At 51.6% G+C, this 23,289-nt stretch carries 28 protein-coding genes; 13 read left to right on the top strand and 15 right to left on the bottom strand.

Going from position 1 to position 23,289, the window contains the following annotated elements; genetic code table 11:
• The first annotated feature begins 15 nt into the window (after positions 1-15).
• Together J0M34_06410 and J0M34_06405 are read left to right on the top strand one after the other, a co-directional pair.
• A complete protein-coding gene (locus tag J0M34_06410) occupies positions 16-510 on the top strand; it encodes a hypothetical protein (GenBank protein ID MBN8543881.1) in 495 nt (164 codons plus the stop codon).
• A 1-nt stretch (position 511) separates the two neighbouring features.
• Positions 512-1,534: a 2-dehydropantoate 2-reductase gene (locus J0M34_06405; GenBank protein MBN8543880.1), complete on the top strand. Its 1,023-nt coding sequence runs from the start codon at positions 512-514 to the stop codon at positions 1,532-1,534.
• Here the strand turns inward: J0M34_06405 and J0M34_06400 are convergent.
• On the bottom strand, positions 1,471-1,995 hold the full coding sequence (locus J0M34_06400) for a hypothetical protein (protein MBN8543879.1): 525 nt from the start codon (positions 1,993-1,995) through the stop codon (positions 1,471-1,473). The two genes, J0M34_06405 and J0M34_06400, sit on opposite strands and share 64 nt — an antisense overlap.
• On the opposite strand from J0M34_06400, the gene J0M34_06395 reads away from it, so the two are divergent.
• Entirely contained in the window at positions 1,987-2,448 is a 462-nt protein-coding gene (locus tag J0M34_06395; GenBank protein ID MBN8543878.1) for an outer membrane protein assembly factor BamE, read from the top strand. The two genes, J0M34_06400 and J0M34_06395, sit on opposite strands and share 9 nt — an antisense overlap.
• Here J0M34_06395 and thiL read toward each other — a convergent pair.
• From thiL to rpiB, 9 genes are read right to left on the bottom strand one after another with little or no spacing between them, the layout of a single operon-like run.
• Positions 2,445-3,311, bottom strand: a complete 867-nt coding sequence (gene thiL / locus J0M34_06390; protein MBN8543877.1) for a thiamine-phosphate kinase — start codon at positions 3,309-3,311, stop codon at positions 2,445-2,447. The two genes, J0M34_06395 and thiL, sit on opposite strands and share 4 nt — an antisense overlap.
• Complete coding sequence (locus tag J0M34_06385; GenBank protein MBN8543876.1) at positions 3,304-3,768, bottom strand: hypothetical protein; 465 nt, start codon at positions 3,766-3,768, stop codon at positions 3,304-3,306. Before J0M34_06385 ends, thiL begins: the two co-directional genes overlap by 8 nt.
• Positions 3,761-4,216 (bottom strand): 6,7-dimethyl-8-ribityllumazine synthase, encoded by a 456-nt coding sequence (locus tag J0M34_06380; protein MBN8543875.1) that lies wholly within the window; start codon positions 4,214-4,216, stop codon positions 3,761-3,763. The genes J0M34_06385 and J0M34_06380 overlap by 8 nt, the downstream gene beginning before the upstream one ends.
• A 1-nt stretch (position 4,217) precedes the next feature.
• Positions 4,218-5,312 (bottom strand): 3,4-dihydroxy-2-butanone-4-phosphate synthase, encoded by a 1,095-nt coding sequence (gene ribB / locus J0M34_06375; protein MBN8543874.1) that lies wholly within the window; start codon positions 5,310-5,312, stop codon positions 4,218-4,220.
• The gene (locus J0M34_06370) at positions 5,309-5,899 is read right to left on the bottom strand and encodes a riboflavin synthase (GenBank protein ID MBN8543873.1); all 591 of its coding nucleotides are present in this window, start codon (positions 5,897-5,899) and stop codon (positions 5,309-5,311) included. Before J0M34_06370 ends, ribB begins: the two co-directional genes overlap by 4 nt.
• Positions 5,884-6,963, bottom strand: a complete 1,080-nt coding sequence (ribD, locus tag J0M34_06365) for a bifunctional diaminohydroxyphosphoribosylaminopyrimidine deaminase/5-amino-6-(5-phosphoribosylamino)uracil reductase RibD (GenBank protein ID MBN8543872.1) — start codon at positions 6,961-6,963, stop codon at positions 5,884-5,886. Before ribD ends, J0M34_06370 begins: the two co-directional genes overlap by 16 nt.
• 2 nt (positions 6,964-6,965) lie before the next feature.
• Positions 6,966-7,415, bottom strand: a complete 450-nt coding sequence (nrdR, locus tag J0M34_06360; GenBank protein ID MBN8543871.1) for a transcriptional repressor NrdR — start codon at positions 7,413-7,415, stop codon at positions 6,966-6,968.
• A 14-nt stretch (positions 7,416-7,429) separates the two neighbouring features.
• Positions 7,430-8,779 carry a serine hydroxymethyltransferase gene (locus J0M34_06355; protein MBN8543870.1) on the bottom strand — a complete coding sequence of 450 codons (1,350 nt, stop codon included), beginning with the start codon at positions 8,777-8,779 and terminating at the stop codon, positions 7,430-7,432.
• Positions 8,780-8,789: 10 nt separating this feature from the next.
• Positions 8,790-9,221: a ribose 5-phosphate isomerase B gene (rpiB, locus tag J0M34_06350; GenBank protein ID MBN8543869.1), complete on the bottom strand. Its 432-nt coding sequence runs from the start codon at positions 9,219-9,221 to the stop codon at positions 8,790-8,792.
• A 125-nt stretch (positions 9,222-9,346) separates the two neighbouring features.
• Between rpiB and J0M34_06345 the strand changes: the two genes are divergently transcribed.
• The 4 genes from J0M34_06345 to J0M34_06330 all read left to right on the top strand — a co-directional run bounded on the left by J0M34_06345 (position 9,347) and on the right by J0M34_06330 (position 13,637).
• Positions 9,347-10,156: a prepilin peptidase gene (locus J0M34_06345; GenBank protein MBN8543868.1), complete on the top strand. Its 810-nt coding sequence runs from the start codon at positions 9,347-9,349 to the stop codon at positions 10,154-10,156.
• Positions 10,157-10,280: 124 nt separating this feature from the next.
• Positions 10,281-12,077, top strand: coding sequence for a secretin N-terminal domain-containing protein (locus J0M34_06340; protein MBN8543867.1), 1,797 nt, complete (start codon positions 10,281-10,283; stop codon positions 12,075-12,077).
• Between the two features lies 1 nt (position 12,078).
• Positions 12,079-12,843, top strand: a complete 765-nt coding sequence (locus J0M34_06335) for a hypothetical protein (GenBank protein ID MBN8543866.1) — start codon at positions 12,079-12,081, stop codon at positions 12,841-12,843.
• Positions 12,843-13,637 carry a hypothetical protein gene (locus J0M34_06330; protein MBN8543865.1) on the top strand — a complete coding sequence of 265 codons (795 nt, stop codon included), beginning with the start codon at positions 12,843-12,845 and terminating at the stop codon, positions 13,635-13,637. Before J0M34_06335 ends, J0M34_06330 begins: the two co-directional genes overlap by 1 nt.
• Here the strand turns inward: J0M34_06330 and panB are convergent, their stop codons facing one another.
• Entirely contained in the window at positions 13,638-14,459 is an 822-nt protein-coding gene (panB, locus tag J0M34_06325) for a 3-methyl-2-oxobutanoate hydroxymethyltransferase (GenBank protein ID MBN8543864.1), read from the bottom strand.
• On the bottom strand, positions 14,425-15,945 hold the full coding sequence (locus J0M34_06320) for a HAMP domain-containing histidine kinase (protein ID MBN8543863.1): 1,521 nt from the start codon (positions 15,943-15,945) through the stop codon (positions 14,425-14,427). The genes panB and J0M34_06320 overlap by 35 nt, the downstream gene beginning before the upstream one ends.
• Before the next feature lie 183 nt (positions 15,946-16,128).
• On the opposite strand from J0M34_06320, the gene rpmH reads away from it, so the two are divergent.
• From rpmH to argB, 6 genes are read left to right on the top strand one after another with little or no spacing between them, the layout of a single operon-like run.
• A complete protein-coding gene (rpmH, locus tag J0M34_06315) occupies positions 16,129-16,263 on the top strand; it encodes a 50S ribosomal protein L34 (protein MBN8543862.1) in 135 nt (44 codons plus the stop codon).
• A 14-nt stretch (positions 16,264-16,277) separates the two neighbouring features.
• Entirely contained in the window at positions 16,278-16,634 is a 357-nt protein-coding gene (gene rnpA / locus J0M34_06310) for a ribonuclease P protein component (GenBank protein ID MBN8543861.1), read from the top strand.
• Positions 16,627-16,863 carry a membrane protein insertion efficiency factor YidD gene (gene yidD, locus J0M34_06305; GenBank protein MBN8543860.1) on the top strand — a complete coding sequence of 79 codons (237 nt, stop codon included), beginning with the start codon at positions 16,627-16,629 and terminating at the stop codon, positions 16,861-16,863. Before rnpA ends, yidD begins: the two co-directional genes overlap by 8 nt.
• 1 nt (position 16,864) lies before the next feature.
• Positions 16,865-18,589 carry a membrane protein insertase YidC gene (gene yidC / locus J0M34_06300; GenBank protein ID MBN8543859.1) on the top strand — a complete coding sequence of 575 codons (1,725 nt, stop codon included), beginning with the start codon at positions 16,865-16,867 and terminating at the stop codon, positions 18,587-18,589.
• Complete coding sequence (locus tag J0M34_06295) at positions 18,586-19,194, top strand: YihA family ribosome biogenesis GTP-binding protein (protein MBN8543858.1); 609 nt, start codon at positions 18,586-18,588, stop codon at positions 19,192-19,194. Before yidC ends, J0M34_06295 begins: the two co-directional genes overlap by 4 nt.
• 9 nt (positions 19,195-19,203) lie before the next feature.
• Positions 19,204-20,112, top strand: coding sequence for an acetylglutamate kinase (gene argB / locus J0M34_06290; protein ID MBN8543857.1), 909 nt, complete (start codon positions 19,204-19,206; stop codon positions 20,110-20,112).
• Here argB and J0M34_06285 read toward each other — a convergent pair.
• From J0M34_06285 to J0M34_06275, 3 genes are read right to left on the bottom strand one after another with little or no spacing between them, the layout of a single operon-like run.
• A complete protein-coding gene (locus tag J0M34_06285) occupies positions 20,099-20,575 on the bottom strand; it encodes an RNA pyrophosphohydrolase (GenBank protein ID MBN8543856.1) in 477 nt (158 codons plus the stop codon). The genes argB and J0M34_06285 overlap by 14 nt on opposite strands.
• Positions 20,575-21,930, bottom strand: a complete 1,356-nt coding sequence (locus tag J0M34_06280; protein ID MBN8543855.1) for a divergent polysaccharide deacetylase family protein — start codon at positions 21,928-21,930, stop codon at positions 20,575-20,577. Before J0M34_06280 ends, J0M34_06285 begins: the two co-directional genes overlap by 1 nt.
• Entirely contained in the window at positions 21,930-23,273 is a 1,344-nt protein-coding gene (locus tag J0M34_06275) for a S41 family peptidase (GenBank protein MBN8543854.1), read from the bottom strand. The genes J0M34_06280 and J0M34_06275 overlap by 1 nt, the downstream gene beginning before the upstream one ends.
• Between the last annotated feature and the right edge of the window lie 16 nt (positions 23,274-23,289).

The following is a 23,289-nucleotide window of genomic DNA, read 5'->3' as shown; positions in this document are numbered from 1 at the left end:
GCTAGACACATGTACGTGCCGCCCAACATTTCGGTGCAAGGTGCAGGTTACGCACCTCCGACACCGTCCGTAAGTGCTATTAACGCGCCCACTTCAGCAGTGGAGACAGCGCGTCAGACGCAGATTGCCGTTACGGGGCTAGGTGCTGCATTAATTCCTAACACCGCTAATTATCGACCTACCATCGTGGTGCAACCGCGCCCTGCGTATATTGCCGCACAGTTTCTCGCGCAGGATTTATCGGCTCAGGAAGTTGAAGCATTCTTCACGCCAGCATCGCCAACGATTGTGCAATCAAATGTACAGCCACAACAATTGCAAGCGGCGCCAAGCCCTTCATCTCAATCCGCTTCACCAAATCAGGCTGAATTAGTCACCCAGACCACGCTCGCATCCGAGCAGCCTGCCCCAGCAGCGATAGACCGCCCACGCCGCGATGCGGGCTTATCGGCTTATAGTTCGGCAAATGCACTGCTTGCATCTGCCCCCGAAGTCGATACAAGTTTATAGCATGAAAATTGCGATTTACGGTGCAGGCGCTATGGGCTGCCTGATTGGTGGTTTGTGCGCGCGCGCAGGGTATGATGTGACCTTCATCGCGCGTGGTAAACAGCATGACGCGTTACAGCGCAAGGGCCTCACGTTGATTACTGGCAATGAGCGCTGGAATGGTAAGGTGAAAGTTTTTGAGCATCCGCGTGATGCTGGTAGCACGGATGTCGTGATGCTCACCACTAAAGCGCACCAACTGCCAACGATTGCTCCCAATATCGCGCCACTACTACATGACGACACGATCATCATGCCATCGGTGAATGGTGTGCCATGGTGGTATTTCCAATGTCATGGCGGACCCTATGATGGCAGAACACTCAAGAGTGTTGACCCTGATGGAACACTCACCAAATATATTGATGCAAAGCGCATCATCGGTAGCGTGAACTATCTGGCAGGCACGTTGGTGGAGCCAGGCGTCGTTGAGTATATGCCAAAATATCAATTCACCATTGGCGAGTTAACGCGCACGATTACGCCACGCGTGCAACAGCTAGGTGCGGTGTTCCAGAAGGCAGGTTTAGAAGTCAAAGTCACCGAAACGATTCGCGAGGATATCTGGCATAAAGTCTGGGGCAATAGCGCATTCAACCCGATTGGCGCGCTTACCCACGGCACGATGGCGCAACTCGCGCGCGACTATCACGATCTTGATTTAGTGCTCTCCGTCATGAATGAAACGCGTATTATAAGTGAAGCGCTTGATATCGCTATTCCGCAGACCCCTAAAGCGCGTGTCGAGATGGCGAGTAAAATTGGCTATCACAAAACCAGTATGCAGCAGGATATCGAAGCAGGCAGACCGACGGAGATTGATGCGATCATCGGTGCGGTACGTGAAATCGGCTTATGGATTGAAATGCCAACACCCTATCTCAACGCTCTTTATTCATTAGTAAAAATGAAAGAGCAGTTCTATCGCCCAGACGGCGCTGGCCACGTAACGTTACCCGCCCGCAAAGACGCGGCTGCTTCCTGAAGTTGCGCATCACTGCGCCGTGCATAGGCCGCAAGCTGCGCTAAACAATCAGCCTCTGCTGTGCCTGCGTAAATATTGCGCATGAGCGCATCACGCAGAGCTTCATCGCTTTCCCAAGCAGCTTCGTAAGCGGCGATTCGGCCATAAAGCGCATCGACCATTTTACGAATGCGTTTGCCAACACTGGGGTCGCCCACGCCCATTTCTCGCAAGTTGCGATCCATATCTGCAAAGAATGCGTCGGTGATGGCCTCGCCAAATGCGGTCTCACCTTTCAGTGCGCGCAAGGCAATGAAGAGATGCAGCACGACCATATCGAAACGCCCATCAATCGTGTCTGGCACATGGAGGTCTGTGTAGAAAAAAGGATTTCGTGCCTGCGAAACGCATGCTATATAAACATCCTGAGCCTGCATTGTTAGCGGGTCGGGAGAGAAAAATTGCGCCAGTCTTTGAAACATACACTCCTTATAACGATACTGTTTGTAACTGCAAGTTGCTCGCCGATTGTCGAACAGCGCGGCCATAGCCCTGCTAAAGAAGATTTCGCGCAAGTGATAGTTGGGCAAAGCCGTTCCGAAGATGTGCAAGCTGTGCTTGGTAGCCCGACCGTAACCTCCAGCTACGGCGAGAAGATCTGGTATTACATTTCCACACGCAAAGAGACCAAGGCCTTCTTCGCGCCAGAGATCACCAATCAGCGCGTTGTTGCAGTGATTTTCGATGCAGATGATACGGTGAAAGATATCGAGCGATACAAGAAAGAAGACGGCAAACCCGTCGAGCTAGTATCTAAAGAAACGCCTGCGGAAGGCCGCAAAATGGGCGTCATAGAGCAGTTGCTGGGCAACTTTGGCCGATTCAACGCGCCTGGCCGATCGGTGAATCCAGCGGGTAGTCCTGGTCGTATTTAGTGCGAATAACCCGTTTTGGGTCCGTCATATCCATGGATCACTACGCCATGCTGCGCGACAATCGTGCCAATACGCGTGATGGCTACATCGCATGCTGGAACTGCGCCTGAGGCGGTGAATAGCAATTCATAATCATCCCCGCCTGTGAGCATGGTGGTGATATCGCCATCGGGTGAAAATGGAATCTGCGCAACATCAATGACCGCGCCCACATTACTTGCGGCACATACATGACCCAGATCAGCAACCAGCCCATCGGAAATATCAATACATGCTGTAGCCACGCCATGTAGCTTTTGCCCCACATCCAATCGCGGAGTTGGGCGATAGTAACGTGCCAGCAATTCAGGTGAAGCACTAGTCAGTGTTTTAAGGGCCATCGCTGCATCGCCAATTCGTCCCGTCACAAAAATTCCATCACCAACTTTAGCACCAGAGCGAGTAAGGGGCGTAGTAACAAGCCCAAGCATGGTTGCGGTAAGATGAATGGTTTTGCCGCCCGTTGAATCACCACCAATGAGCACCATGCCGAATTCGTTTTGCAATGTCGCAAGTGTTTCCGTGAAGCTGTGTAACCACGCCATATCAATGCTCGGCGTGCTAACATTCAGCAGGTAACGCCATGGTGTTGCGCCCATCGCTGCAAGGTCAGAGAGATTGCGGCGAATCAATTTATGTGCGAACTGCTCCGCCGTAGCGCCGTGCGGCAAATGGATGCCTTCAATCACACTATCGGTGGTAATCACCAGTTGCTGATGCGCGGGCGGTGTTAGAACAGCAGCATCATCTCTCAGCCCAAATGCACCTGCTTCACCACCACTCAGTGGCGCAAAGTAAGCTGCGATGCGTTCATGCTCACGCATCCAACTCATCAAGCAAAAGGTTAAGCGCTTTATGCATATAGCCCAGCTCATCTTCACTCAGGAAGCCTGAAGCCACATCAGTATATTCACCAATCAACAAGGCGCGCGGCTTCTTCTGGTCATCCAAACGCTCAGCGCCGCAGGCTACGAAAATGCACAGCATGAGCGGGCTCATCCGCTCTTTGGTCCAACCTGGCAGAATCAGCTTATCGATCGCTTGGTCGATAAAGCCACGTGAATCCACTGTTTGTACCAGAATCTTTTCTAGCAAGGTTGCGTCCGGAGTGACATCGGCTGGCCAGTTCTGGTCGTCATTCACCTTGCTGTCTTTCCATTGCGCTTGAATGGTTAAGACAAGCTCCTTCGCGCTCTTTTTCTCAAGGCCAATCGATCCTGCATAGAGCGCCTGCACTGCAGCAAGCCGCGCCGCGCGTTTTTTCATCAAAGATTTATTCATCGGCGTCCTCTTCCTCGACCTGTTCGCCAAGGAATACCTGCTGTAATTCTAGCATACGCAAGCAGGCTTTTGCCGCTTCACCGCCTTTGTCACCTTGCGCGATATCAGCGCGCACCAAGGCTTGTTCCAAATTCTCTGTCGTCAAAACACCAAAGCCGATTGCTGCGCCAAACTGCACGGCCAGATCTTGCAGGCCGCGTGCGGTTTCTTGACACACATAATCGTAATGCGTTGTCTCGCCGCGAATCACGCAGCCAAGCGCGATATAACCAGCATAGCGATTGCTGCGCAGTGCGTAACCAATGGCAGCAGGAATTTCAAACGCACCCGGAACGGTGATGATTTCAACTTTCAACCCCGCGTCGGAAACAACTTGGGATGCACCGCGCACTAGCTGCTCGGCAATGTCTTGATAATAAGGCGATACGACAATCAGAATCGGTTTCATGTTAACTCACGTTTTGGTGGCCGGTGACTTCTAACCCATAACCCTCAAGCCCGACAATGTTTTTCGGTGCATTGGTGAGCAAGGTGAGCTTTCGTACCCCTAAATCCAGCAGAATTTGGGCACCGATACCATAGTCACGAAGCGCAGGATTCTTAGGCTCTTGGCCCATTTTAAGGCGTAAATTATCCGAGGCGGCAGTCTTACGTGCTTCTCGAATCAACACCACCACGCCATTACCATTTTCGCTGATTTTTTGCATCGCTGCTTGTAACAAGCCTGTAGTTCCAAGGCTGGTATCACCCAATACATCCTGCCACACATCCAACGAGTGCATCCGCACAAGGGTAGGGCTGTCAGGCGCAATATCGCCTTTGATAAGCGCAATATGCTCGGCATATCCAAGTGTCGTGCCATAAACGATGCAACGGAATTCTCCACCAAAGCGGCTGGTAAAACTACTCTCCACCAAACGCTTCACCAACTTTTCGGAGCGACGGCGATAGGCAATCAAATCCGCAATGCTGGCGATTTTGAGGCCGTGTTCTTTTGCGAAAGGAATCAGATCAGGCAAGCGTGCCATACTGCCATCGTCATTCATGATTTCACAAATAACGCCCGCAGGTTTCATGCCTGCCAAGCGTGCAATATCCACCGCCGCTTCGGTATGACCCGCACGCACCAGTACGCCACCTTCACGTGCCTCGAGCGGGAAGATGTGACCAGGTGATGAAATATCATGTGGCGCTGATTTGGGATCAATCGCTACCTCGATGGTTCGCGCTCTATCAGCAGCAGAAATACCAGTTGTAACACCTTCGCGCGCCTCAATCGAAACGGTGAATGCCGTTTGGTGACGCGAGGTGTTGTGGCGCGCCATCGGTGGCAAGCCCAACTTCTGTACCTGCGATTTTTCAAGCGTGAGACAAATCAGACCACGTCCATATTTCGCCATAAAATTCACGGCCTGTGCGTCACAGACTTCGGCAGGAATGACCAAATCGCCTTCATTCTCGCGGTCTTCATCATCGACCAGAATGAACATGCGCCCCGCTTTTGCTTCCGCAATAATTTCCTCGATGCTTGATAACGCACTCATGCGCGCATCTCCAACTGTCTAGCCACGTAACGCGCCAGCATATCGATTTCCAGATTCACCTTATCGCCAGGCTGCAAGTTCGCAAAACGTGTCACGCTCCATGTGTGCGGAATAATCATGACCGAGAACATATCATCCGTCACGCGGTTGACGGTGAGTGACACGCCATCAATGGTAATGGAGCCTTTTGGCGCAATAAATTTCGCAAGCGGGGCGGGGATATGGAATGTCCATTCGCGTGAATCGCCCCAAGCTTCGCTATGGATCGCATCCGTCACGGCATCGACATGGCCGCTTACCAAGTGCCCGCCAAGCTTATCACCAAGCGCCAACGATGGTTCGAGATTAATAACATCGCCCTTGCGCCAGCTTTCTGCGGTGGTCACACGCATCGTCTCGGCAGAAAGTACAACGGTGAAATCATTCGCTGTATGTTCACTCACAGTAAGACAAATGCCGTTACACGAAATCGAATCACCTAAACCATATACGAAGCGCTTCGCTTTGGGCGCAATCGTGATAGCCGTATCGCCGTCGTGCGCGATGCGGGTGATGATACCTTGATCTTGTACTAGTCCAGTAAACATGGCTCGAATTCCAGTATTTCCAATGTGTCCGCGCCGAGGTTTAGCGCCTCTGAGCGCGCATGGCGAGGGGTTTTTGCAATCCCAGCCAGAAGGTCTGTTTCTGTGCGGCCTATAATCTGTGGTGCCTTATACCAATAGAGCCTATCCACCAGATTGGCCGCTATAAAGGCGTTGCTTAAGCGTGGCCCTGCCTCAACCATCAGGCGGGAGATGCCCATTTTGGCAAGCGCCGCCGATATGCTGCGCGGAGATAACTCTTCGAGTGCAATGATATTCACGCCCTTCTCGCGCAGCTCAATCGCGTGCGAACCAGCGCGCTCCAGCGTATCGGCGAGGGTAATAATACATGTAGGTTGTGCCTCAGCGCTGCGCACAAGTTTAGAAGTGAGGGGGGTGCGCAACTGCCTGTCTGCAATGACACGAACAAGGGAAGGGTGTTCGTAGCCTTTGATGCGACAGGTAAGCTCGGGGTCATCGGCAAGCACAGTTCCGACACCTGTTAAAATCGCTTCCGAACGGCCGCGCAATAAATGCCCATGACGCTGCGCCACGTCACCCGTGATTTTCGTGCGCCCTCCTGTGCCGTCATGCATTGCCCCATCACTACTGGTGGCAATCTTCATCGTCACGAGCGGTAGGCCATGCTGGAGTCTACGAAAAAAACCTTGATGCGGGTGGGCCATTTCCAAAAGTGTTACATGGATCCCTGCTGCTTTGAGCATCGCAACGCCTTGGCCAGAAACGCGTGGGTCAGCATCGGTTGCGGCAATGAATACACGCGTTATGCCTGCCTTGATGAGTGCTTCCGCACAGGGAGGAGTTTTGCCGTGATGAGCACATGGCTCAAGCGTGACATAAGCTGTTGCGCCTTTTGCGGCTGTACCAATCGCATCGAGCGCAAGAGTTTCTGCATGGGGTCTGCCGCCCACTCCTGTTACGGAGGCCGCAAGCACGTGACCATCTTTCACGATGACACAGCCCACGCTGGGGTTCGGCATAGTGCGCCCCAAATGCCGCGCTCCCACGCGCAGCGCATGGTGCATGAAATGTTCGTCACGGTTCATTGCTAGAGCGCTTCGTTCTCTACGAAATTCTCAAAGTCTTTCGCTTCACGGAAATCACGATATACCGACGCATAGCGAATATACGCCACTTCGTCGATCGCCTTGAGTTCTTCCATCACTAACTGGCCGATGCGCGCGGTTGGGATTTCGCCTTCACCTTCGCTTTCGAGCTTCTGCACGATACGATTGATCGCCATCTCCATCGCCTCAGCATCCGCAGGGCGTTTGCGTAGCGCGATCGACATAGAGCGTGCGATCTTCTCACGGTCAAATACGCGCCGTTCACCATTGCTTTTCACCACCGTGAGTTCACGCAACTGCACGCGTTCAAATGTCGTGAAGCGTGATTCGCATTTTGGGCAGAAACGACGGCGGCGGATGGATGAACCATCTTCGCTTGGGCGCGAATCCTTCACTTGCGTATCAGCGTGACTACAGAATGGGCAGCGCATGGTTCCTCACTCGCTTATGAATAAATCGGGAAGCGCGCGGTAAGTGCCTTGACCTCAATTTTGGTCTTGGCTTCTTGTGCCGCGTTCTCTTCGGGTTTTTCAGGGTTTTTACTCAGGCCATCCAGCACGTCGGCAATCAAGGTGCCGATTTGCTCGAACTCTTTGATGCCAAAGCCACGTGTGGTGCCCGCAGGTGTGCCAAGGCGCACGCCTGAGGTCACAAACGGTGAGGCAGGGTCGAACGGAATCGCATTTTTATTGCAGGTGAGGCCAGCGCGTTCTAACGCCGCTTCGGCTGCTTTGCCTGTCAGGTTTTTTGGGCGAAGGTCAACCAACACCAAGTGATTATCCGTGCCCCCTGAAACGATGTTGAGGCCGCGTGCTTTGAGCACGGCTGCCAGTGCGCGTGCATTATCAACAATCGCTTGGCCATATTGTTTGAAACTTGGTTGCAGCGCTTCACCGAAAGCAACGGCTTTACCTGCAATCACATGCATGAGTGGGCCGCCTTGAATACCAGGGAAGATGGAGCTGTTCAGTGCCATCTCGAGCGTTTGATCTTTACCTTGTGCAGTTTTACCAACCACCAATTCAGGCACGTTTGAAAGAATCATACCGCCGCGTGGGCCACGCAATGTTTTATGCGTTGTTGTGGTCACGACATGTGCATGTGGCAGTGGCGATGGGTAAGAACCTGCCGCAACGAGGCCTGCAATATGCGCCATGTCGACCATGAAGTATGCACCAACAGAATCTGCAATCTGGCGGAAGCGCGCCCAATCCACCACGCGTGGATAGGCAGAGAAGCCTGCGATGATGAGTTTGGGTTTATGTTCTTTCGCGAGTTTTTCAATCGCATCGTAATCGAGCAGGTGATTATCTTCGCGCACGCCGTAAGTAATAGCATTGAACCATTTACCCGATTGGTTCACTGGCGCACCATGGGTGAGGTGACCGCCTGCCGCAAGGGATTGACCCATGATCGTATCGCCTGGTTTCAGCAGTGCGTTGAACACGCCTTGGTTGGCTTGCGAGCCCGAGTTGGGTTGTACGTTGGCGTAGCTACAACCATAAAGTTGTTTCGCGCGGTCAATCGCCAGTTGCTCGACCACATCCACATGCTCGCAACCACCATAATAGCGCTTGCCTGGGTAACCTTCGGCATATTTGTTGGTGAGCACCGAACCTTGCGCGTCAATCACCGCGCGGCTCACGATATTTTCTGATGCAATCAATTCGATTTGATTCTGCTGGCGCGCGAGTTCTTTTTCCATCGCTGCGAAAAGTTCTTTATCCGCCGATGCGAGCGGGGTGGTGAAAAATCCGTTCATAACTTCTTCCTTCTTTTTAGCCAGTGCAGACATTCCTAAACTCCTAACCTAATTTTTTAACACGTGATTCATGTCGTCCACCCTCGAACGTTGTGGTGAGAAAGCGGCGGACACATTCTTTTGCTTCCTCAACGCCAATGAGACGCGCACCGAGTGCAAGCACATTGGCATTATTATGTTTGCGCGACAGCTCGGCAGTAAGTCCCGTTTGGCAAAGTGCAGCACGTACGCCCGCAACTTTATTACAGGCGATGCTGATACCAACACCCGAACCGCAAATCGCAATCCCAAAGGCGGCGTGGCCGTCAGCGATATGTTTTGCAACCTTTTGACCGTAGTCGGGGTAGTCTACACTTGCGTCGCTATCGGTACCTAAATTCTCTACCGTAAATCCGAGCGACTCAATCTCGCTCACGAGTGCCTGCTTCAGTGCAAGTCCCGCATGGTCATTCGCGATGGCAACCCGTTTGTTCATTTCGGCTACACTCAGACACTATATATAGTAGTAGAGCAGGGTTTTGGCACGAAGCGGTGGACAGCGCAACCTAAAAGCATGATTTTAATGGCAGTTTTGCGCACAAGGCGCTTGGGGTGATAAGAATGCAACCTATTGATTTACAAGGAATCACGCACTGGGTGCTGCCGCTTGCGGCACTACTGGGTGCGTGTATCGGGTCATTTATCACACTTATAAGTTACCGCCTTCCCCGCGATGAAAAGGTTGGTGCGACACGCTCGCGCTGTCCGAAATGCGGCGCGCAACTAGCGGCGCGTGATTTGCTGCCCGTTCTTTCATGGGTCGTGAACTTCGGGAAGTGTCGGCATTGTCGCGCGGCGATTAGTTCGCGCTATATCATCACCGAATTATTATGCGCAATTGGCGCAGCAGCCATTCTCTATCGCTACGGTGAACTATCCTATGTGACGATTGCCTATATCGGTTTGTGGTTCGTATCGGTTGCCATCATTCTTACCGACCTTGAACATTATTTGATTCTCGACGAATACCAAATTGCACTCGCACTGTTCGGCATAGTGTTTGCCTATACGCAAGACATGAATGCACTCACCATTATCACCACCATGTCGATTGCGCTCGTAGGTAGCATCTGCGTGAAATATCTTTTCTTGCTGATCACCAAGCGCGATGGATTGGGTTGGGGCGATATAAAATTATTTGGCGTCGTGAGTATTTGGTTGCCGCATGCAATTCACTTTGCGCCATTACTCGTATTTGCAGGTGTTTTAGGTGTGGCGAGTGCATGTATCTGGCGCGCCCTTGGCAAAGGCGAGGTCTTTCCATTCGGCCCTGCCATCATTCTTTCGTTGCTTGTTTTCATCTTCATGCCAGAGGCCTACGCGACATTCTGGCAACTCTATGGAATAAAAATGCAGTTCCTGCATCCTTAAGCTGTGTATATTTGTTGTTGTGAGTTGCATGAACAAACGAAACATGTTTTCACAGATGATGTGCTCACGCACACAACAAAAATAATAAGCACTAGTCATTCAAGAGTGGGTTCAAGGTTGCCTCATGCGTCTTTCTTCAATTGGAAGTTTGATAGTTTCAGCTTTGGTACTTACTGCTTGCTTGCCGGGCGATGAGATCGCGGGTTTTAGGGGGGATGATCCATATGATCGCCCCCAAAACCTCGAACGAGATGATTACCGCAAATTAAACGATATTGGCACCTTGCTGCCTGAAGGCGCTACCGGCGATGTTCAAACTGGCGCCCCCCCAATTCCTGATGTTGCGCAAATTCTTGCCGCGCCACGACCACCAAAAATTGGCCAGTCCAAACTCGTATCAATCTCTGTCACCGAGGACGTGCCATTGCGTGATGTATTGTTTGAGCTGTCGCGTCTGGCGGATGTGGACATCGAAGTAGGTAACGGGATTGAGGGCGGTATCAACTTCCGCGCTAAGAACAAACCCTTCAACGAAGTGGTGGAGCGCATCTCAAGCCTTGGCGGTCTGCGCTATAAAATGACCAACGGCGTTCTTCGTATCGAGCCCGACACATCCTACATCAAAAACTACTCGGTCGATTTCTTGAACTTGGTCCGCTCAAGCGAAAGCAGTGTCAGCATCTCGACAGATGTATTGTCTGCGGGCTCTGAAGAGGGCGGTGAGTCGAGCGGCGGTAGCAGTAGCAGCAGCAGTAGTAGTAGCAGTAGCGGTGGCAGTTCCGCAATTTCAAGCGGTACCAGCGCTAGCATTAATTCTACGGCCGAAAGTGACCTGTGGTCGTCATTGGAAGCAAGCATTCAAGAAATTCTGAGCAGCACCGCAACCAACACCACGCGCACGAGCACACAAGAAGCTTCAATTAGTGCAACTACTGCCACCTCAGGCGCTGCGGAGGAGGGCGGCTACGTCATCAACCGCCAAGCGGGCATTATCTCGGTCAATGGTACCGAGCGCCAGCACGACGCAGTGCAGCGCTTCTTAACGCTGATGGAACGTAACGCCTCCGCGCAGGTGTTGATTGAAGCAAAAATTGTTGAAGTAACACTGCTCGATGAATTCCGTAGCGGTATCAACTGGGATTCAGTGGTTGGGCGTGGCCGCTTTGGTCTAAACTTCCAATCGATCAGCGATATCACCACTAACAACGTGATGAGCTTCACGCTGGATGAAGGAACCGGTGGTGGCGATATCAATGACTTGGTACGCTTGATCCAGCGCTTCGGCACGACACGCACCATGTCTAGCCCACGTCTGCATGCCATCAATAACCAACCTGCTGTGCTGACCGTTGCACAAAACCGCATCTTCTTCGAGGTGCAGGTAACGGGTGGCTCGTCGACCAGTGGTGGCGGTACCGTGACCACGACACAGCCTAGCTTCAACACCACACGACGCTCGATCCCGATCGGCATCATCATGACGATTCTACCATCCGTCAATCTCAAGACCAATGAAGTCACTCTCAACGTGCGCCCAACCTTGTCGCGCGTGGTAAATACGGTCCAAGACCCAGGCACAGTGCTAGCCGCACAGCTTGCAGGTGCAACCATTTCGAACGACATTCCAATCGTGGAAGTGCGCGAACTGGATTCGATCATGAAAGTGAAATCAGGTGGCGTCATGGTCATTGGTGGTTTGATGGAAGACACCAACACTGGCCAGCAAGATGGTGTTCCAGGTGCAAGCGAGATTCCATGGATTGGTAATGCGTTCAAATCACGCAATGAAACTACACGTAAGCGCGAGCTGATTGTATTCATCAAAGCAACCATCCTCAATAGCGCGGGATCACATCAAGCAGCCGACAAAGCGATCTACGAAAAGTTCAACACAGATCCGCGTCCGCTGAAGCTTCAGTAATATGTTTAGCAACATCCGCTATATTTTGCTTACCGCTACGCGCGATAGGTTGTTTCTTGGCCTGTTGCTTGGCGTGGCGGCAGCTTCCTATATTTGCAGTGTGCTTGGTTCTACCGCGATGCTTGAGCCAGAAGCCATGACACTAAGCTTCACGGCGGCCACGGCACGCGTAATCATTATGGTTGGTATGATTGTCTTCATCGGCTTTCACGTCCGTAATGCCTTTGACAGCAAAGAGATTGACGTGCTGCTCTCGCGTCCCATTTCGCGCACCACACTCGTATTTTCCTATTGGTTAGGTTTTTCGGTGGTCGCAACAATCCTGATCATTCCGCCCGTCGTGATTCTCGCCTACTTGGGCATTATCAATAAAACAGGCTTCATGGTGTGGTCGATTAGCGTGCTGCTAGAATCATGGTTGGTGGTCGCAATCGCACTCTTTGCTTCCTTCACGCTGCGAAGCGGGGTGAGCGCAGTATTAGCATCGCTGGCGATGTACACCATCGCGCGCATGATAGGGTTTTTCCTCGCCACCTTAAAATCGGGGGTGATTTTTCATAGTGATATTTTGCAAGCCAGCGCAAAATGGACCATCACTGCTATTTCTACCGTCATTCCTCGCCTCGACTTTTTCGCTAAAAGCCAATGGCTGATGTATGGCCCCAAATCCTATGACGACGCATTGCTCTGTTTGTATCAAGCAGCGATTTTTATTCCGCTACTGATTGCCGCCACCACGATTGACTTCAAGCGCAAGCAATTCTGATGTCACTGCGTTTGCCCATCGCCGCGCTATTACTATTCCTGAGTTTGCAGGGCGCCTTCTGGTACAACACCCACACACGCCTCCCAGAGATGGGGATTGTGCCGGATGTGCCAGGCGAGACTACCCTTAAAGCCCTGTCATTTGGTGACGAAGAGGCACTATTTCGCTTACTCGCCCTCAACATACAAAATGCAGGTGACACGTTTGGTCGCTTCACCGCACTTTATAAGTATGACTTTGAGCGACTCTATCACTGGTTTGTTGCGCTCGATAAATTGGACAATCAATCCAACTACATTCCTGCGATGGCAACTTACTATTTCAGCCAGACCCAATATGCGCCCGATGTAAAATATATTGTCGATTATCTCGAACAATTTGCCGACGGACGTGTGAAAGATAAATGGTGGTGGATGGTACAAGCCGTCTACCTCGCTGACCACAAACTCAAGGACTCAGGTCGCGCTTTAGAGATCGCCAATAAGCTGGCAGGCCATACGGAGATTCCAATCTGGGCGCAGCAAATGCCAGCCTTTGTGCATGAGAAGCGCGGTGAATTCGATGCGGCGGGTGCCATCATTCAAAACATCATGGATAGCGAGCAGCAATTGCCTCAAGGGGAATTGAATTTCATGCGCCACTTCGTGGATGAGCGTATTAAGGCGCTCGATAAAATAAAAGCCGAGTTCGACGCCACCAAACGCGAAGAAGCATTGCGTGCGCGCGGCATCGAGCCGAAAGCAGCGCCACAGGCGCCGCCGCCAGATGTCGGCGCAGCTAAAGCACCCATGTAATTATTTCTTAGTACCGTAGCACTGTGCCAATGTAGGGAATTTGCGTGCCCGTACTGCTTTAGCATATTCTGATGCCGCACGAGAAATTTCATGGCGCAGCTCAGCAAACGGCTTAACAAAGCGCGGCGTGAATTCGAACATGCCGAGCATATCATCCACTACCAGCACCTGACCATCACACGTAGGCGATGCGCCAATACCAATCGTTGGAATAGAAAGTTTCTGCGTAATAGTTTTTGCCAGTGGCTCCATAATGCCTTCAAGCACTACACTGAAAGCGCCAGCTTTCTCAACGGCAAGCGCATCTTCCATAATGAGCTTTTGTTGTGCTTTCTCTTTGCCTTGCGCTTTGAAGCCGCCCAATTGGTGCAGATGCTGCGGCATCAACCCTACATGCGCCATCACGGGGATACCGCGTTCCACGAGATAGGCAATGGTTGGTGCCATTTCTTTGCCACCTTCAAGTTTCACTGCCGTCGCACCCGTTTCTTTCAATACGCGTGCTGCGGAGTGGAATGCTTGCTCTGCGGAAGCTTGGTAAGAACCAAACGGCAAATCAATCACCACCAGTGCATTCTTCGAGTGGCGCACCACAGCGTCGCCATGCGCAATCATCTGCTCGAGTGAAACTTTGAGCGTGGAATCATAACCATACACCACCATACCAAGCGAATCGCCAACCATGAGGATATCGCAGGCGTCATCCAGCAGCGCGGCCATTGGCGCAGTATAAGCGGTGAGTACAACGAGGGGCGTGCCGCTTTTCGCCGCACGAATATCGGTGACACTACGTCGTTTCTGGTTCGTCACTTGTTTCGACATTGCTTGCACTTTCTTCTTCTGGTGGTTTCCAGTTTTTTGGCGCTTTTGGTAAACGCACCGTGACCGATGTGCCTACGTTCAATTCGCTTTCAATGGTGAATTCACCGCCCATCAGTTCCACGAACTTACGGCTAAGCGGCAATCCTAGGCCAGTGCCCTCATATTTGCGGCTGAGTTTATTGTCAACCTGACCAAACGGCATCATGACCTTAGAAATATCCTTGGGAGCAATACCGATCCCCGTATCTTTAACCTGAATCACCATTTGCTGCTTGCCCACATCTTCCCATAGGGCGCAGCGCACCTCGCCACCTGCAGGGGTAAATTTCACTGCGTTCGACAATAGGTTAAGCAGAACTTGTTTGAGTTTCTTACTATCCGTCACCATGACAAAGTGCTGGCTCGGCAAGTCTTCCACCAACATAACCTGCGCTGTCTCGGCACGCGGCATCACCATGCGTAAGCTGTTACGAATGATTTTACCCAAATCATGCTCTTCCCAATTGACTTCCAGCTTGCCCGCTTCAGCTTTGGAGTAGTCCAAAATATCGTTGATGAGGCTCAGCAGGTGCTTGCCCGAGCTATGAATATCGTCGATGAAGCCTTGATGCGCCGTATCCAGCAAATGCCGCGCTTCATTTCTAATAATATCAGAGAAGCCAATGATCGCATTGAGTGGCGTGCGCAATTCATGGCTGATATTCGCCAGAAACTGCGATTTATCGCGGCTTTGTGCCTCAGCAGCGCTGGCTGCGGCGGTCAATTCCAGATTCACTTCATGCTGGCGCGCGATGATGGCTTCAGCACGACTTGCAGTGAACATTAAAATACCAAGAATCACCAGAAAGGCGATAATCACCGCGCCGCTAATGAGCCATTGCATGTGGGCCATGCTTTCCTTGAGGGGCGTAATATCGCTATACATTTCCACTAATGCTTCCGGAATACATCTAGGAAGCGCATTCTTGGCACATAGCGGGCGGTCGCTCTCCGTGAATTCAGGCTTCATAATTGGAATAATCGACTGAATCATCAGTTTCGGTTTATCAGCATCCGTACTGCCAGTGAGATAGGCAGTATCTAATACGCGGCTGGCGATTTGCCCGCGTTGAATCTGCGGGACATTGAACAAGGTGATGCGTTTGCTGCCATCACTGGTAACGTAAGCCTTCGTCGAGCCATAATACAGTTGGCGGACATCAGGCGAGAAAATGGTGACTTTCGCAAAGCCCTGCCTAGCGAAGAATTTCCCTGATTCCGCAATAAACGCGGCGGCGATTTCTGGGTCACGCCCGCCATTTGCATTGAGTGGATGCTTGCGCCACACTGAATGTGTAAAGCTATCAATATCCGACAGATGCTCGATCTTCTCGGCATTAACGAACTCGTCGCGCATCATTCCAGTGAACATCATGCTGAGCGCAATCGCGCCCGCAACGACGACCACCAAACTAATCACCGAAAAATAGCGAAGGTAGGAAAACATGCCCATAACTGTAGCAAGAATAGGGGCCAAGACAACTCAAAACCGCCCTAAGTTGCTGAAATACGGGGTTTTGCTGATGATTGTGGCTCTGCAATAGTGCTTGACAGGGGCCTTCAAGCGATTTAGACAGTGCGCCCACTTTAAAAAAACTTATGAAGGCAAACAAGCGAGCGATTTATGGCAATGAAACGTACCTACCAACCAAGCAAGCTGATTCGCAAACGTCGTCACGGCTTCCGTTCGCGCATGTCAACCGTAGGTGGCCGCCGCGTGCTGGCTGCTCGTCGCGCTAAGGGCCGCAAGTCCCTCTCGGCGTAAGTTTGCTGCCTGTGATGGCAGGCTTCACAACATCTCTGACAATTACGCGCATCACCAAGCGCCCAGATTTTCTGCGTGCGAATGCAGGCCAGAAGGCCGCAAATTCAATAGCTATTATCCGTATGATTGCCTCACCCGACGCGAAAGCCGATACATGCCGCGTAGGGTTTACCGTCAGCAGCGCCTGCGGCAATGCCGTTATGCGCAACCGCATCAAGCGTCGCCTGCGTGCAGCCGTTGCTACATTATGGTCCACGCACGCACGCGCAGGGTACGATTATGTTATTATTGGTAAAGCGGGCAGCGATAAGGCCGAATATCAGACCATTCTCGATGAGCTGAGCAAAAGCCTGCGGAAGCTGCATGGCTAAGCTCTTGACCCTGTTCTTCAAGGCCATGATACGCGTGTATCAGTTGGCTATCTCGCCCTTTACACCACCCGCTTGCCGCTATCTGCCGACATGTTCGCAATACGCGGCGGAGGCCATCAAAGTACATGGTGCTTGCGCTGGTGGGTGGCTTGCCCTAAAACGCATCGCACGTTGCCACCCATGGGGCGGTAGCGGTATTGATAACGTACCAGAAAAGCACGAAAAATAATATGTTCCAGCCCAATCAACCTGGCCAAGGCCCCGATATTAAAAACCTCATTATCGCACTAGTGCTTTGCACTGCGATTATGGGCGCATGGCAGTATTTCTATGAGCGCCCACGACTCGAAGCGCAGCGTATTGCAGCAGAAAAGAATGCGTTGGTTGAGACGGTAAAAGCGCCCGTTGTTGATACGAAAGTGGAAGCTGTAGAAACTACCGAAACCGACGATGCACCACGTCTTCCAATCCGCTCCAATGCATTGCATGGCACGATCAATCTCAAAGGCGCGCGCTTCGATGATTTGACGCTCGCCAATTATCACGAGACGCTCGAAAAAGGTTCGCCTGAAGTGCGCCTACTCAATGAGCGCAGCAGCAAAGCCCCATATTTTGCTGAGTTTGGCGTATTGCCTGCCGAAGCACATATTGCCGCACCAGATGGTAATAGCTTATGGCAATCTGGGGGCCGTTCGCTCAGCCCTGAACATCCCGTGACACTTGAATGGCAAAGCGGCGGTTTGAAATATGAAAAAACCATTCATATGGACGAGCATTATATGTTCACCGTCACGCTCACGGTGCATAATGATACGGGCGAGGCATTGACGTTTTTCCCTTACGGCCTTGTGAACCGTACCTTCGCAGATACGTCCAAGCACATGTATATTTTGCATGAAGGGCCGCTCGGCGTACTTGGTAACGAGCTCAAAGAAATCAGCTACGAGTCCTTGCGCGACGATGGCCCAACCAAGTTGGAAGATACGAAAGGTTGGCTCGGCATCACGGACAAATATTGGCTCAGCGCTATTGTGCCAGATAAAGGTGAGGTGTTCGACGCAAGCTTCCGCCACATCACGCGTGACGATAAAGACGCCTACCAGATTGATGCGCGCGGCGAGTCCTTCACCGTTGATGCAGGCAAAAGCCACAGCGTGACCATGCGTTTATTCGCAGGCGCTAAGAAAGTAGAATTGCTCGACCAATACGCATCGGAATACAACATTCCCCTGTTTGATCGCGCCGTTGACTTCGGCATGCTCTACTTCCTGACTCGTCCGATGTTCGAGCTGTTGACCTTCTTCCAATCGCATGTCGGCAATTTTGGTATCGCGATTTTACTACTTACTGTCACCATCAAGCTCATCATGTTCCCATTGGCGAATAAGTCCTACACCAGCATGAGCCAGATGAAGTTACTGACCCCAAAAATGATGGAGATTCGTGAAAAATTTGCTGATGATAAGATGAAAATGAATCAAGAAATCATGGAAATGTATAAGCGCGAAAAGGTGAATCCACTCTCGGGTTGTTTGCCGATTCTGATTCAGATCCCCGTGTTTTTTGCATTGTACAAAGTCTTGTTCGTCACCATCGAAATGCGTCATGCGCCGTTTTATGGCTGGATTCACGACCTCTCTGCGATGGACCCAACCAACCTCTTCACCTTGTTTGGTCTTGTGCCGTGGGATGCGCCAAGCTTCCTGCATCTAGGTGCATTACCCATCATCATGTGCGCGACGATGGTGCTGCAACAGAAGCTCAACCCTAAGCCAACCGACGAAGTGCAAGCCATGGTCATTGGCTATATGCCCTATATTTTCCTCTTCCTATTCGCGACATTCCCTGCGGGTTTGGTGCTGTATTGGGCATGGAACAACACGCTGTCGATTGCACAGCAATGGTTTATCCAGCGTCGTTTGGAGAAGAAGGGGCTGCGGCCTAAGAACGCATGAACGAGTTTCCGCTCTTCGCCAAGCATGTAGAATTTGTGGCGGGTGTCGCGGAGCTTGAACAGTTGCCGACGTTCACCTTGCCCGAAGTCGCCTTTGTAGGGCGCTCTAATGTTGGTAAGTCATCCTTGGTGAATGCATTGGTGGGTCGCAACAGCCTATGCCGCACGTCCTCTACGCCAGGTCATACGCGCCAGCTCAATTTTTTCAATCTCGACGAAACGCTGATGCTGGTCGATGTACCAGGTTATGGTTACGCAAAAGCCCCCAAGAAAGATATTGAGCGCTGGCAGGGCGTTTTATTCTCGTATCTGCGTGGCCGCCGCGAATTGCGCCGCGCCTTCGTGCTGATTGACTCACGCCACGGCATTAAGCCGCCTGATATTGAAATGTTCAAATTGCTCGATGACGCAGCCGTCAGCTATCAGGTCGTGCTGACCAAGTGTGATAAAACCTCTGCTGCCGACCTTGAAACGTACAAAGAATTAGCCCTTAAGCATTTGAAAAAGCACCCAGCAGCCCATCCTGGCATCGTCGCGACCAGCGCCGAATCAAAACTTGGCATTGACGCGCTCAGACAGTGCGTTATAGACGCGATTCAAGGATAAGGATGTCCCATGGAAATTAAGTCGCTCAAGACCAAAGAACTTTTGCTGCGTACCGCTAAAACGGTGAGCGAAGCGTTGCCATATATCCAGCGCTTTGGCGGCAAGACGTTCGTGATCAAGTATGGTGGTCACGCGATGGGCGATGAGCGCACCGCCGAGACGTTTGCACGCGATATCGTGATGCTCAAGACAATCGGTATTAATCCAGTGGTCGTGCATGGCGGCGGCCCACAAATTGGCGCGATGCTAGAGCGCTTGAAAATCCAAAGCTCGTTCATTGATGGTTTGCGCGTAACCGACCAAGCCACGGTAGAGATTGTCGAGATGGTTCTCTCTGGCACGATCAACAAGCAGATCGTAACAGCGATTAACCAAGCGGGTGGCACGGCTATTGGTTTGTCAGGCAAGGACGGCGAGTTAATCAAAGCGCAGCAACTGCGCCGCACCAAAAAAGATCCCGACTCCAATATCGAGAAGCTTCTTGATCTAGGTTTTGTGGGTGAGCCCACCATCGTGAACCCTAAGGTGCTCGAGAACATTACCGCATCAGGCATGATTCCTGTGATTGCGCCAATCGGTATGGGACCAAATGGTGAAACCTATAATATCAACGCGGATACTGCAGCAGGCGCTATTGCAAGTGCGCTCAAAGCCGACAAGCTGATGATGCTGACCGACGTTCCTGGTATTCTCACCAAAGACAAGCAGCTCATCAGTGAAATCAACGCCAAGGAAATCGACGCGCTGTTAGCCGATGGCACGATTACAGGCGGCATGATTCCGAAAGTGGAAACCTGCGTCGATGCATTGAAAGCGGGCGTGAATAGCGCACATATCCTCGATGGTCGTATTCCACATGTCCTGTTGATTGAGGTCTTCACCGCAGGCGGTGCAAGCACGATGATTAAATCGGCGTAGCCAGCGCCTTAAACTCACGAACTAAGTCTTCATATAATGCGCGCTTGAATGGCACGATGAGGTCGGGCAGGGTCTCGACTGGCACCCACTTCCATTCCGAAAATTCTGGGTGCTCGCCCGCAATGTCGATATGCGAATCATCACCATCCAGTCGCATCGCGTACCACATTTGCTCTTGGCCACGATAGCGCCCCTTCCAAATGACGGGAACGAGTTCGTCGGGCAAATCATAGCGCAACCAGTCCTTTGACTCTGCAAGAATGGTCGCGCGATTCGTGCCAATTTCTTCTTTGAGTTCACGAAATGCTGCATCACGCGGAGCTTCATCGTCATCGATACCGCCTTGGGGCATCTGCCATGCCTCGGATGTCATATCAATGCGCTTGGCGACAAACACCAAACCTTGTGCATTGAAAAGCATGATGCCAACACCTTTGCGATACGGCAAATCCGTGCGCGCCATTAGTGACCGCCCGCCGCAGGTTTTGCTTCGCCACCACCATGGCCCGCCGCAGGTTTTGGCGCTGCTTCTACATCACCAGGCTGCAGCATGGGCGCAGGGCGTAGAATGACAGCGCTAAGCGGCGCAAGCTCGACACCTTCTTGCATATTGCGTGTGAGCCAGTTTTTAAGCAGAATCAAAGTCTGTGGGCGTGCATGCAGCAAAACAATAAGCTGCCCGCGCTCTTTTGCGCTATCAATAAGTCCTGCAAGTTTGCTCTTAATCACTGACTCATTCGGCACATCGTCCAGTACCAAATCACTTTTCGCGAGAATCTTCTTAATCTCCTTTTCATTGGCAAGCTCGCTGATAGTACGCTTGGGGTGCGTGCTAAGCGCGATGAGGCCACGCGAGTCGATGGATTTAAGCGTATTGCTAAACACGGTAGCCGTGCCGCTCAATGTTTCATCGTTCGGGAAAATGACTCCCACTGCACCAACCACCGTTCGCAAAATCACGTTTAAGCGTTTGTCGAAACTGTCGGGCGTGAGGGTTGCTATCAAGCCAAGCGGACCTGGATCATCTTGTGGGTATCCTTCCGTTTGCACGGGCAAATCAATCCATGCTTCATGCCCATCATTACGCGCCGCTTCAATCGCCTGCGAGAGTGATTCACCATAGGGCGAGAATGCAAAGCTTACCTCGGGTGGTAGTTCCTGTGCGAGAAGTTGTATATCGCTGCTAAAACCAAGCCCAAGCACAACGAAGTGAATGGTCGCAACATCGTCTTTGCGAACATAGTTTCGTGAATACAGCATCGCGGGTGTTACGTCTTTGCCCTTACCACGCTTGGGTAGCGCGCCTTCTGGCGTAATCTCTGCAACTTCAGGTGCAGGCGCGCTCAGCAGACTATCTTTAGTGCGCGCGACGCTTTTGATATTCGTACCACTTGGTGCAGTGGTTAGTGCTGGTGCATCATCTGGAAGTATTTCTTCACTGGCTTCATTGCTTGGTTGCACTGGCTCGGTTGGGCGGGGCACATCGCCTTCTGGGGTGATCGGCTTTTGGGCAGGAACTTTTGGCGGCGTTGCTTTTTTCTCGGCCTTACCCACATCAAAGGTCTCAGCAGAAGCTTCCTTGGGTGCGGCCTGTGGTGAAGACGCTTTTGGGCGGTCTGCGCCGCTTACGGCACCAGTCTTTGGATCAATCACCACGCGTTGTTGTGATTGTAGTGCAAGGGAAGTTTGAGCCGCAGGAACGCCAACTAAATCCACGATCGTGTTGAGCACGCCTAGTGTCAGCAGTACCGTAAGGCCAACCCAGACATAGCGGCTAGACGAGTTATTGGGACCAATACTACCAAGCCGCACTTTCATTACTGCACGCGAAGCGTATGAGGTTCTGTCGCTGCTGTGGTGGTGTTGGATTGCGATTTAAGGGAACCGTAAATCGACACAGCACGAATCAAATCAAGCGCACGGCTAAGCTGGTAATCGTCTTTAGCGCTTAACTCGCCAAGTTTCTTACCCGTCTCTTTCTCCTTACGCTTTTCATATTTTTCTTGCTCTTTATTGATGAGGTGGCGCGGCAGATTAGCTTCTGAAAGCAGATTCTCTTTCTTCTCTACTTCCACTTTTGCCTGCTGCACTTCAATATCTGGCACAATGCCTTCTGCCTGAATGGAAGTACCTGACGGGGTATAGTAGCGTGCAGTAGTCAAACGAATGGCGCCGTGATCTTTAATCGGAATTACCGTTTGCACTGAGCCTTTACCGAAGGACTTCATACCCAGTACAATCGCACGTTTGTGATCGCGCAAGGCACCTGCAACAATTTCCGATGCAGAAGCCGAACCTTCGTTGATGATAACAACCAGTGGCAAGCCATGGATAAAGTCACCCTCTGTCGCACTATAACGCTTGGATTCTTCAGGCTTGCGTGAGCGGGTCGAAACAATCTCGCCGCGTTCCAAAAATGCGTCAGACACCGCAATTGCTTGGTCGAGAAGGCCACCAGGATTATTACGCAAATCCAGCACCACGCCTTTGAGTTTCTTACCAATCGCTTTTTCCTGCTTCTCCATTTCCGACTTCATCATGTCGTAGGTAGTTTCGGTGAAGCTGTTGATGCGAATATATGCGACATCGCCCTCCGCACGAGAGCGCACGGCTTGAATTTTGATCACAGCGCGCGTGAGTGTAACTTTGAAGGGCTCTTTCTCGCCTTCGCGCAATACCGTCAGCTCTACTTTCGTATCAACAGGCCCGCGCATTTTCTCAACCGCCTCTGAGAGGGTCAAACCCATCACAGGCGTTTCATCAATCTGGCTGATGAAATCATTAGGCTTAAGGCCAGCCTTAGCTGCGGGAGTTTCATCAATCGGCGATACGACTTTTACCAAGCCGCTATCCATCGTCACTTCGATACCGAGGCCACCAAATTCACCTTTGGTTTGTACCTGCATTTCCTCGAACTGCTTTTCGTTCATGTAGCTCGAATGTGGGTCAAGCGAGGTGAGCATACCATTCAGCGCCGATTCGATGAGCTTCTCGTCCGTCACTTCTTCGACATAATCACTACGCACGCGATCAAATACATCGCCGAACAAATTCAGCAATTCATAGGTGCTGGTCTCTTTTTCTGGTGTCGATGCCATGGCGCCATGGGAAAGGGCGGTGAACGCAAGCAACGTCGTGGCGAGTAGTGAGAGGTGTTTCATAAGTTCCTTTTTCTGC

Source organism: Alphaproteobacteria bacterium, from assembly GCA_017302575.1.
Lineage (GTDB): Bacteria > Pseudomonadota > Alphaproteobacteria > Rickettsiales > UBA3002 > JAFLDD01.
The sequence above is the reverse complement of the archived record's forward strand: the minus strand, read 5'-3'. Positions and strand labels throughout refer to the sequence as shown.

Excerpts from the sequence above, each read along its gene's own strand:
- J0M34_06405 (MBN8543880.1), top strand. The coding sequence starts at position 512 with ATGAAAATTGCGATTTACGGTGCAGGCGCTATGGGCTGCCTGATTGGT.
- J0M34_06400 (MBN8543879.1), bottom strand. The coding sequence starts at position 1,995 with ATGTTTCAAAGACTGGCGCAATTTTTCTCTCCCGACCCGCTAACAATG.
- thiL (MBN8543877.1), bottom strand. The coding sequence starts at position 3,311 with ATGCGTGAGCATGAACGCATCGCAGCTTACTTTGCGCCACTGAGTGGT.
- J0M34_06385 (MBN8543876.1), bottom strand. The coding sequence starts at position 3,768 with ATGAATAAATCTTTGATGAAAAAACGCGCGGCGCGGCTTGCTGCAGTG.
- J0M34_06380 (MBN8543875.1), bottom strand. The coding sequence starts at position 4,216 with ATGAAACCGATTCTGATTGTCGTATCGCCTTATTATCAAGACATTGCC.
- ribB (MBN8543874.1), bottom strand. The coding sequence starts at position 5,312 with ATGAGTGCGTTATCAAGCATCGAGGAAATTATTGCGGAAGCAAAAGCG.
- J0M34_06370 (MBN8543873.1), bottom strand. The coding sequence starts at position 5,899 with ATGTTTACTGGACTAGTACAAGATCAAGGTATCATCACCCGCATCGCG.
- ribD (MBN8543872.1), bottom strand. The coding sequence starts at position 6,963 with ATGAACCGTGACGAACATTTCATGCACCATGCGCTGCGCGTGGGAGCG.
- nrdR (MBN8543871.1), bottom strand. The coding sequence starts at position 7,415 with ATGCGCTGCCCATTCTGTAGTCACGCTGATACGCAAGTGAAGGATTCG.
- J0M34_06355 (MBN8543870.1), bottom strand. The coding sequence starts at position 8,779 with ATGTCTGCACTGGCTAAAAAGAAGGAAGAAGTTATGAACGGATTTTTC.
- rpiB (MBN8543869.1), bottom strand. The coding sequence starts at position 9,221 with ATGAACAAACGGGTTGCCATCGCGAATGACCATGCGGGACTTGCACTG.
- J0M34_06345 (MBN8543868.1), top strand. The coding sequence starts at position 9,347 with ATGCAACCTATTGATTTACAAGGAATCACGCACTGGGTGCTGCCGCTT.
- J0M34_06340 (MBN8543867.1), top strand. The coding sequence starts at position 10,281 with ATGCGTCTTTCTTCAATTGGAAGTTTGATAGTTTCAGCTTTGGTACTT.
- J0M34_06335 (MBN8543866.1), top strand. The coding sequence starts at position 12,079 with ATGTTTAGCAACATCCGCTATATTTTGCTTACCGCTACGCGCGATAGG.
- J0M34_06330 (MBN8543865.1), top strand. The coding sequence starts at position 12,843 with ATGTCACTGCGTTTGCCCATCGCCGCGCTATTACTATTCCTGAGTTTG.
- panB (MBN8543864.1), bottom strand. The coding sequence starts at position 14,459 with ATGTCGAAACAAGTGACGAACCAGAAACGACGTAGTGTCACCGATATT.
- J0M34_06320 (MBN8543863.1), bottom strand. The coding sequence starts at position 15,945 with ATGTTTTCCTACCTTCGCTATTTTTCGGTGATTAGTTTGGTGGTCGTC.
- rpmH (MBN8543862.1), top strand. The coding sequence starts at position 16,129 with ATGAAACGTACCTACCAACCAAGCAAGCTGATTCGCAAACGTCGTCAC.
- rnpA (MBN8543861.1), top strand. The coding sequence starts at position 16,278 with ATGGCAGGCTTCACAACATCTCTGACAATTACGCGCATCACCAAGCGC.
- yidD (MBN8543860.1), top strand. The coding sequence starts at position 16,627 with ATGGCTAAGCTCTTGACCCTGTTCTTCAAGGCCATGATACGCGTGTAT.
- yidC (MBN8543859.1), top strand. The coding sequence starts at position 16,865 with ATGTTCCAGCCCAATCAACCTGGCCAAGGCCCCGATATTAAAAACCTC.
- J0M34_06295 (MBN8543858.1), top strand. The coding sequence starts at position 18,586 with ATGAACGAGTTTCCGCTCTTCGCCAAGCATGTAGAATTTGTGGCGGGT.
- argB (MBN8543857.1), top strand. The coding sequence starts at position 19,204 with ATGGAAATTAAGTCGCTCAAGACCAAAGAACTTTTGCTGCGTACCGCT.
- J0M34_06285 (MBN8543856.1), bottom strand. The coding sequence starts at position 20,575 with ATGGCGCGCACGGATTTGCCGTATCGCAAAGGTGTTGGCATCATGCTT.
- J0M34_06280 (MBN8543855.1), bottom strand. The coding sequence starts at position 21,930 with ATGAAAGTGCGGCTTGGTAGTATTGGTCCCAATAACTCGTCTAGCCGC.
- J0M34_06275 (MBN8543854.1), bottom strand. The coding sequence starts at position 23,273 with ATGAAACACCTCTCACTACTCGCCACGACGTTGCTTGCGTTCACCGCC.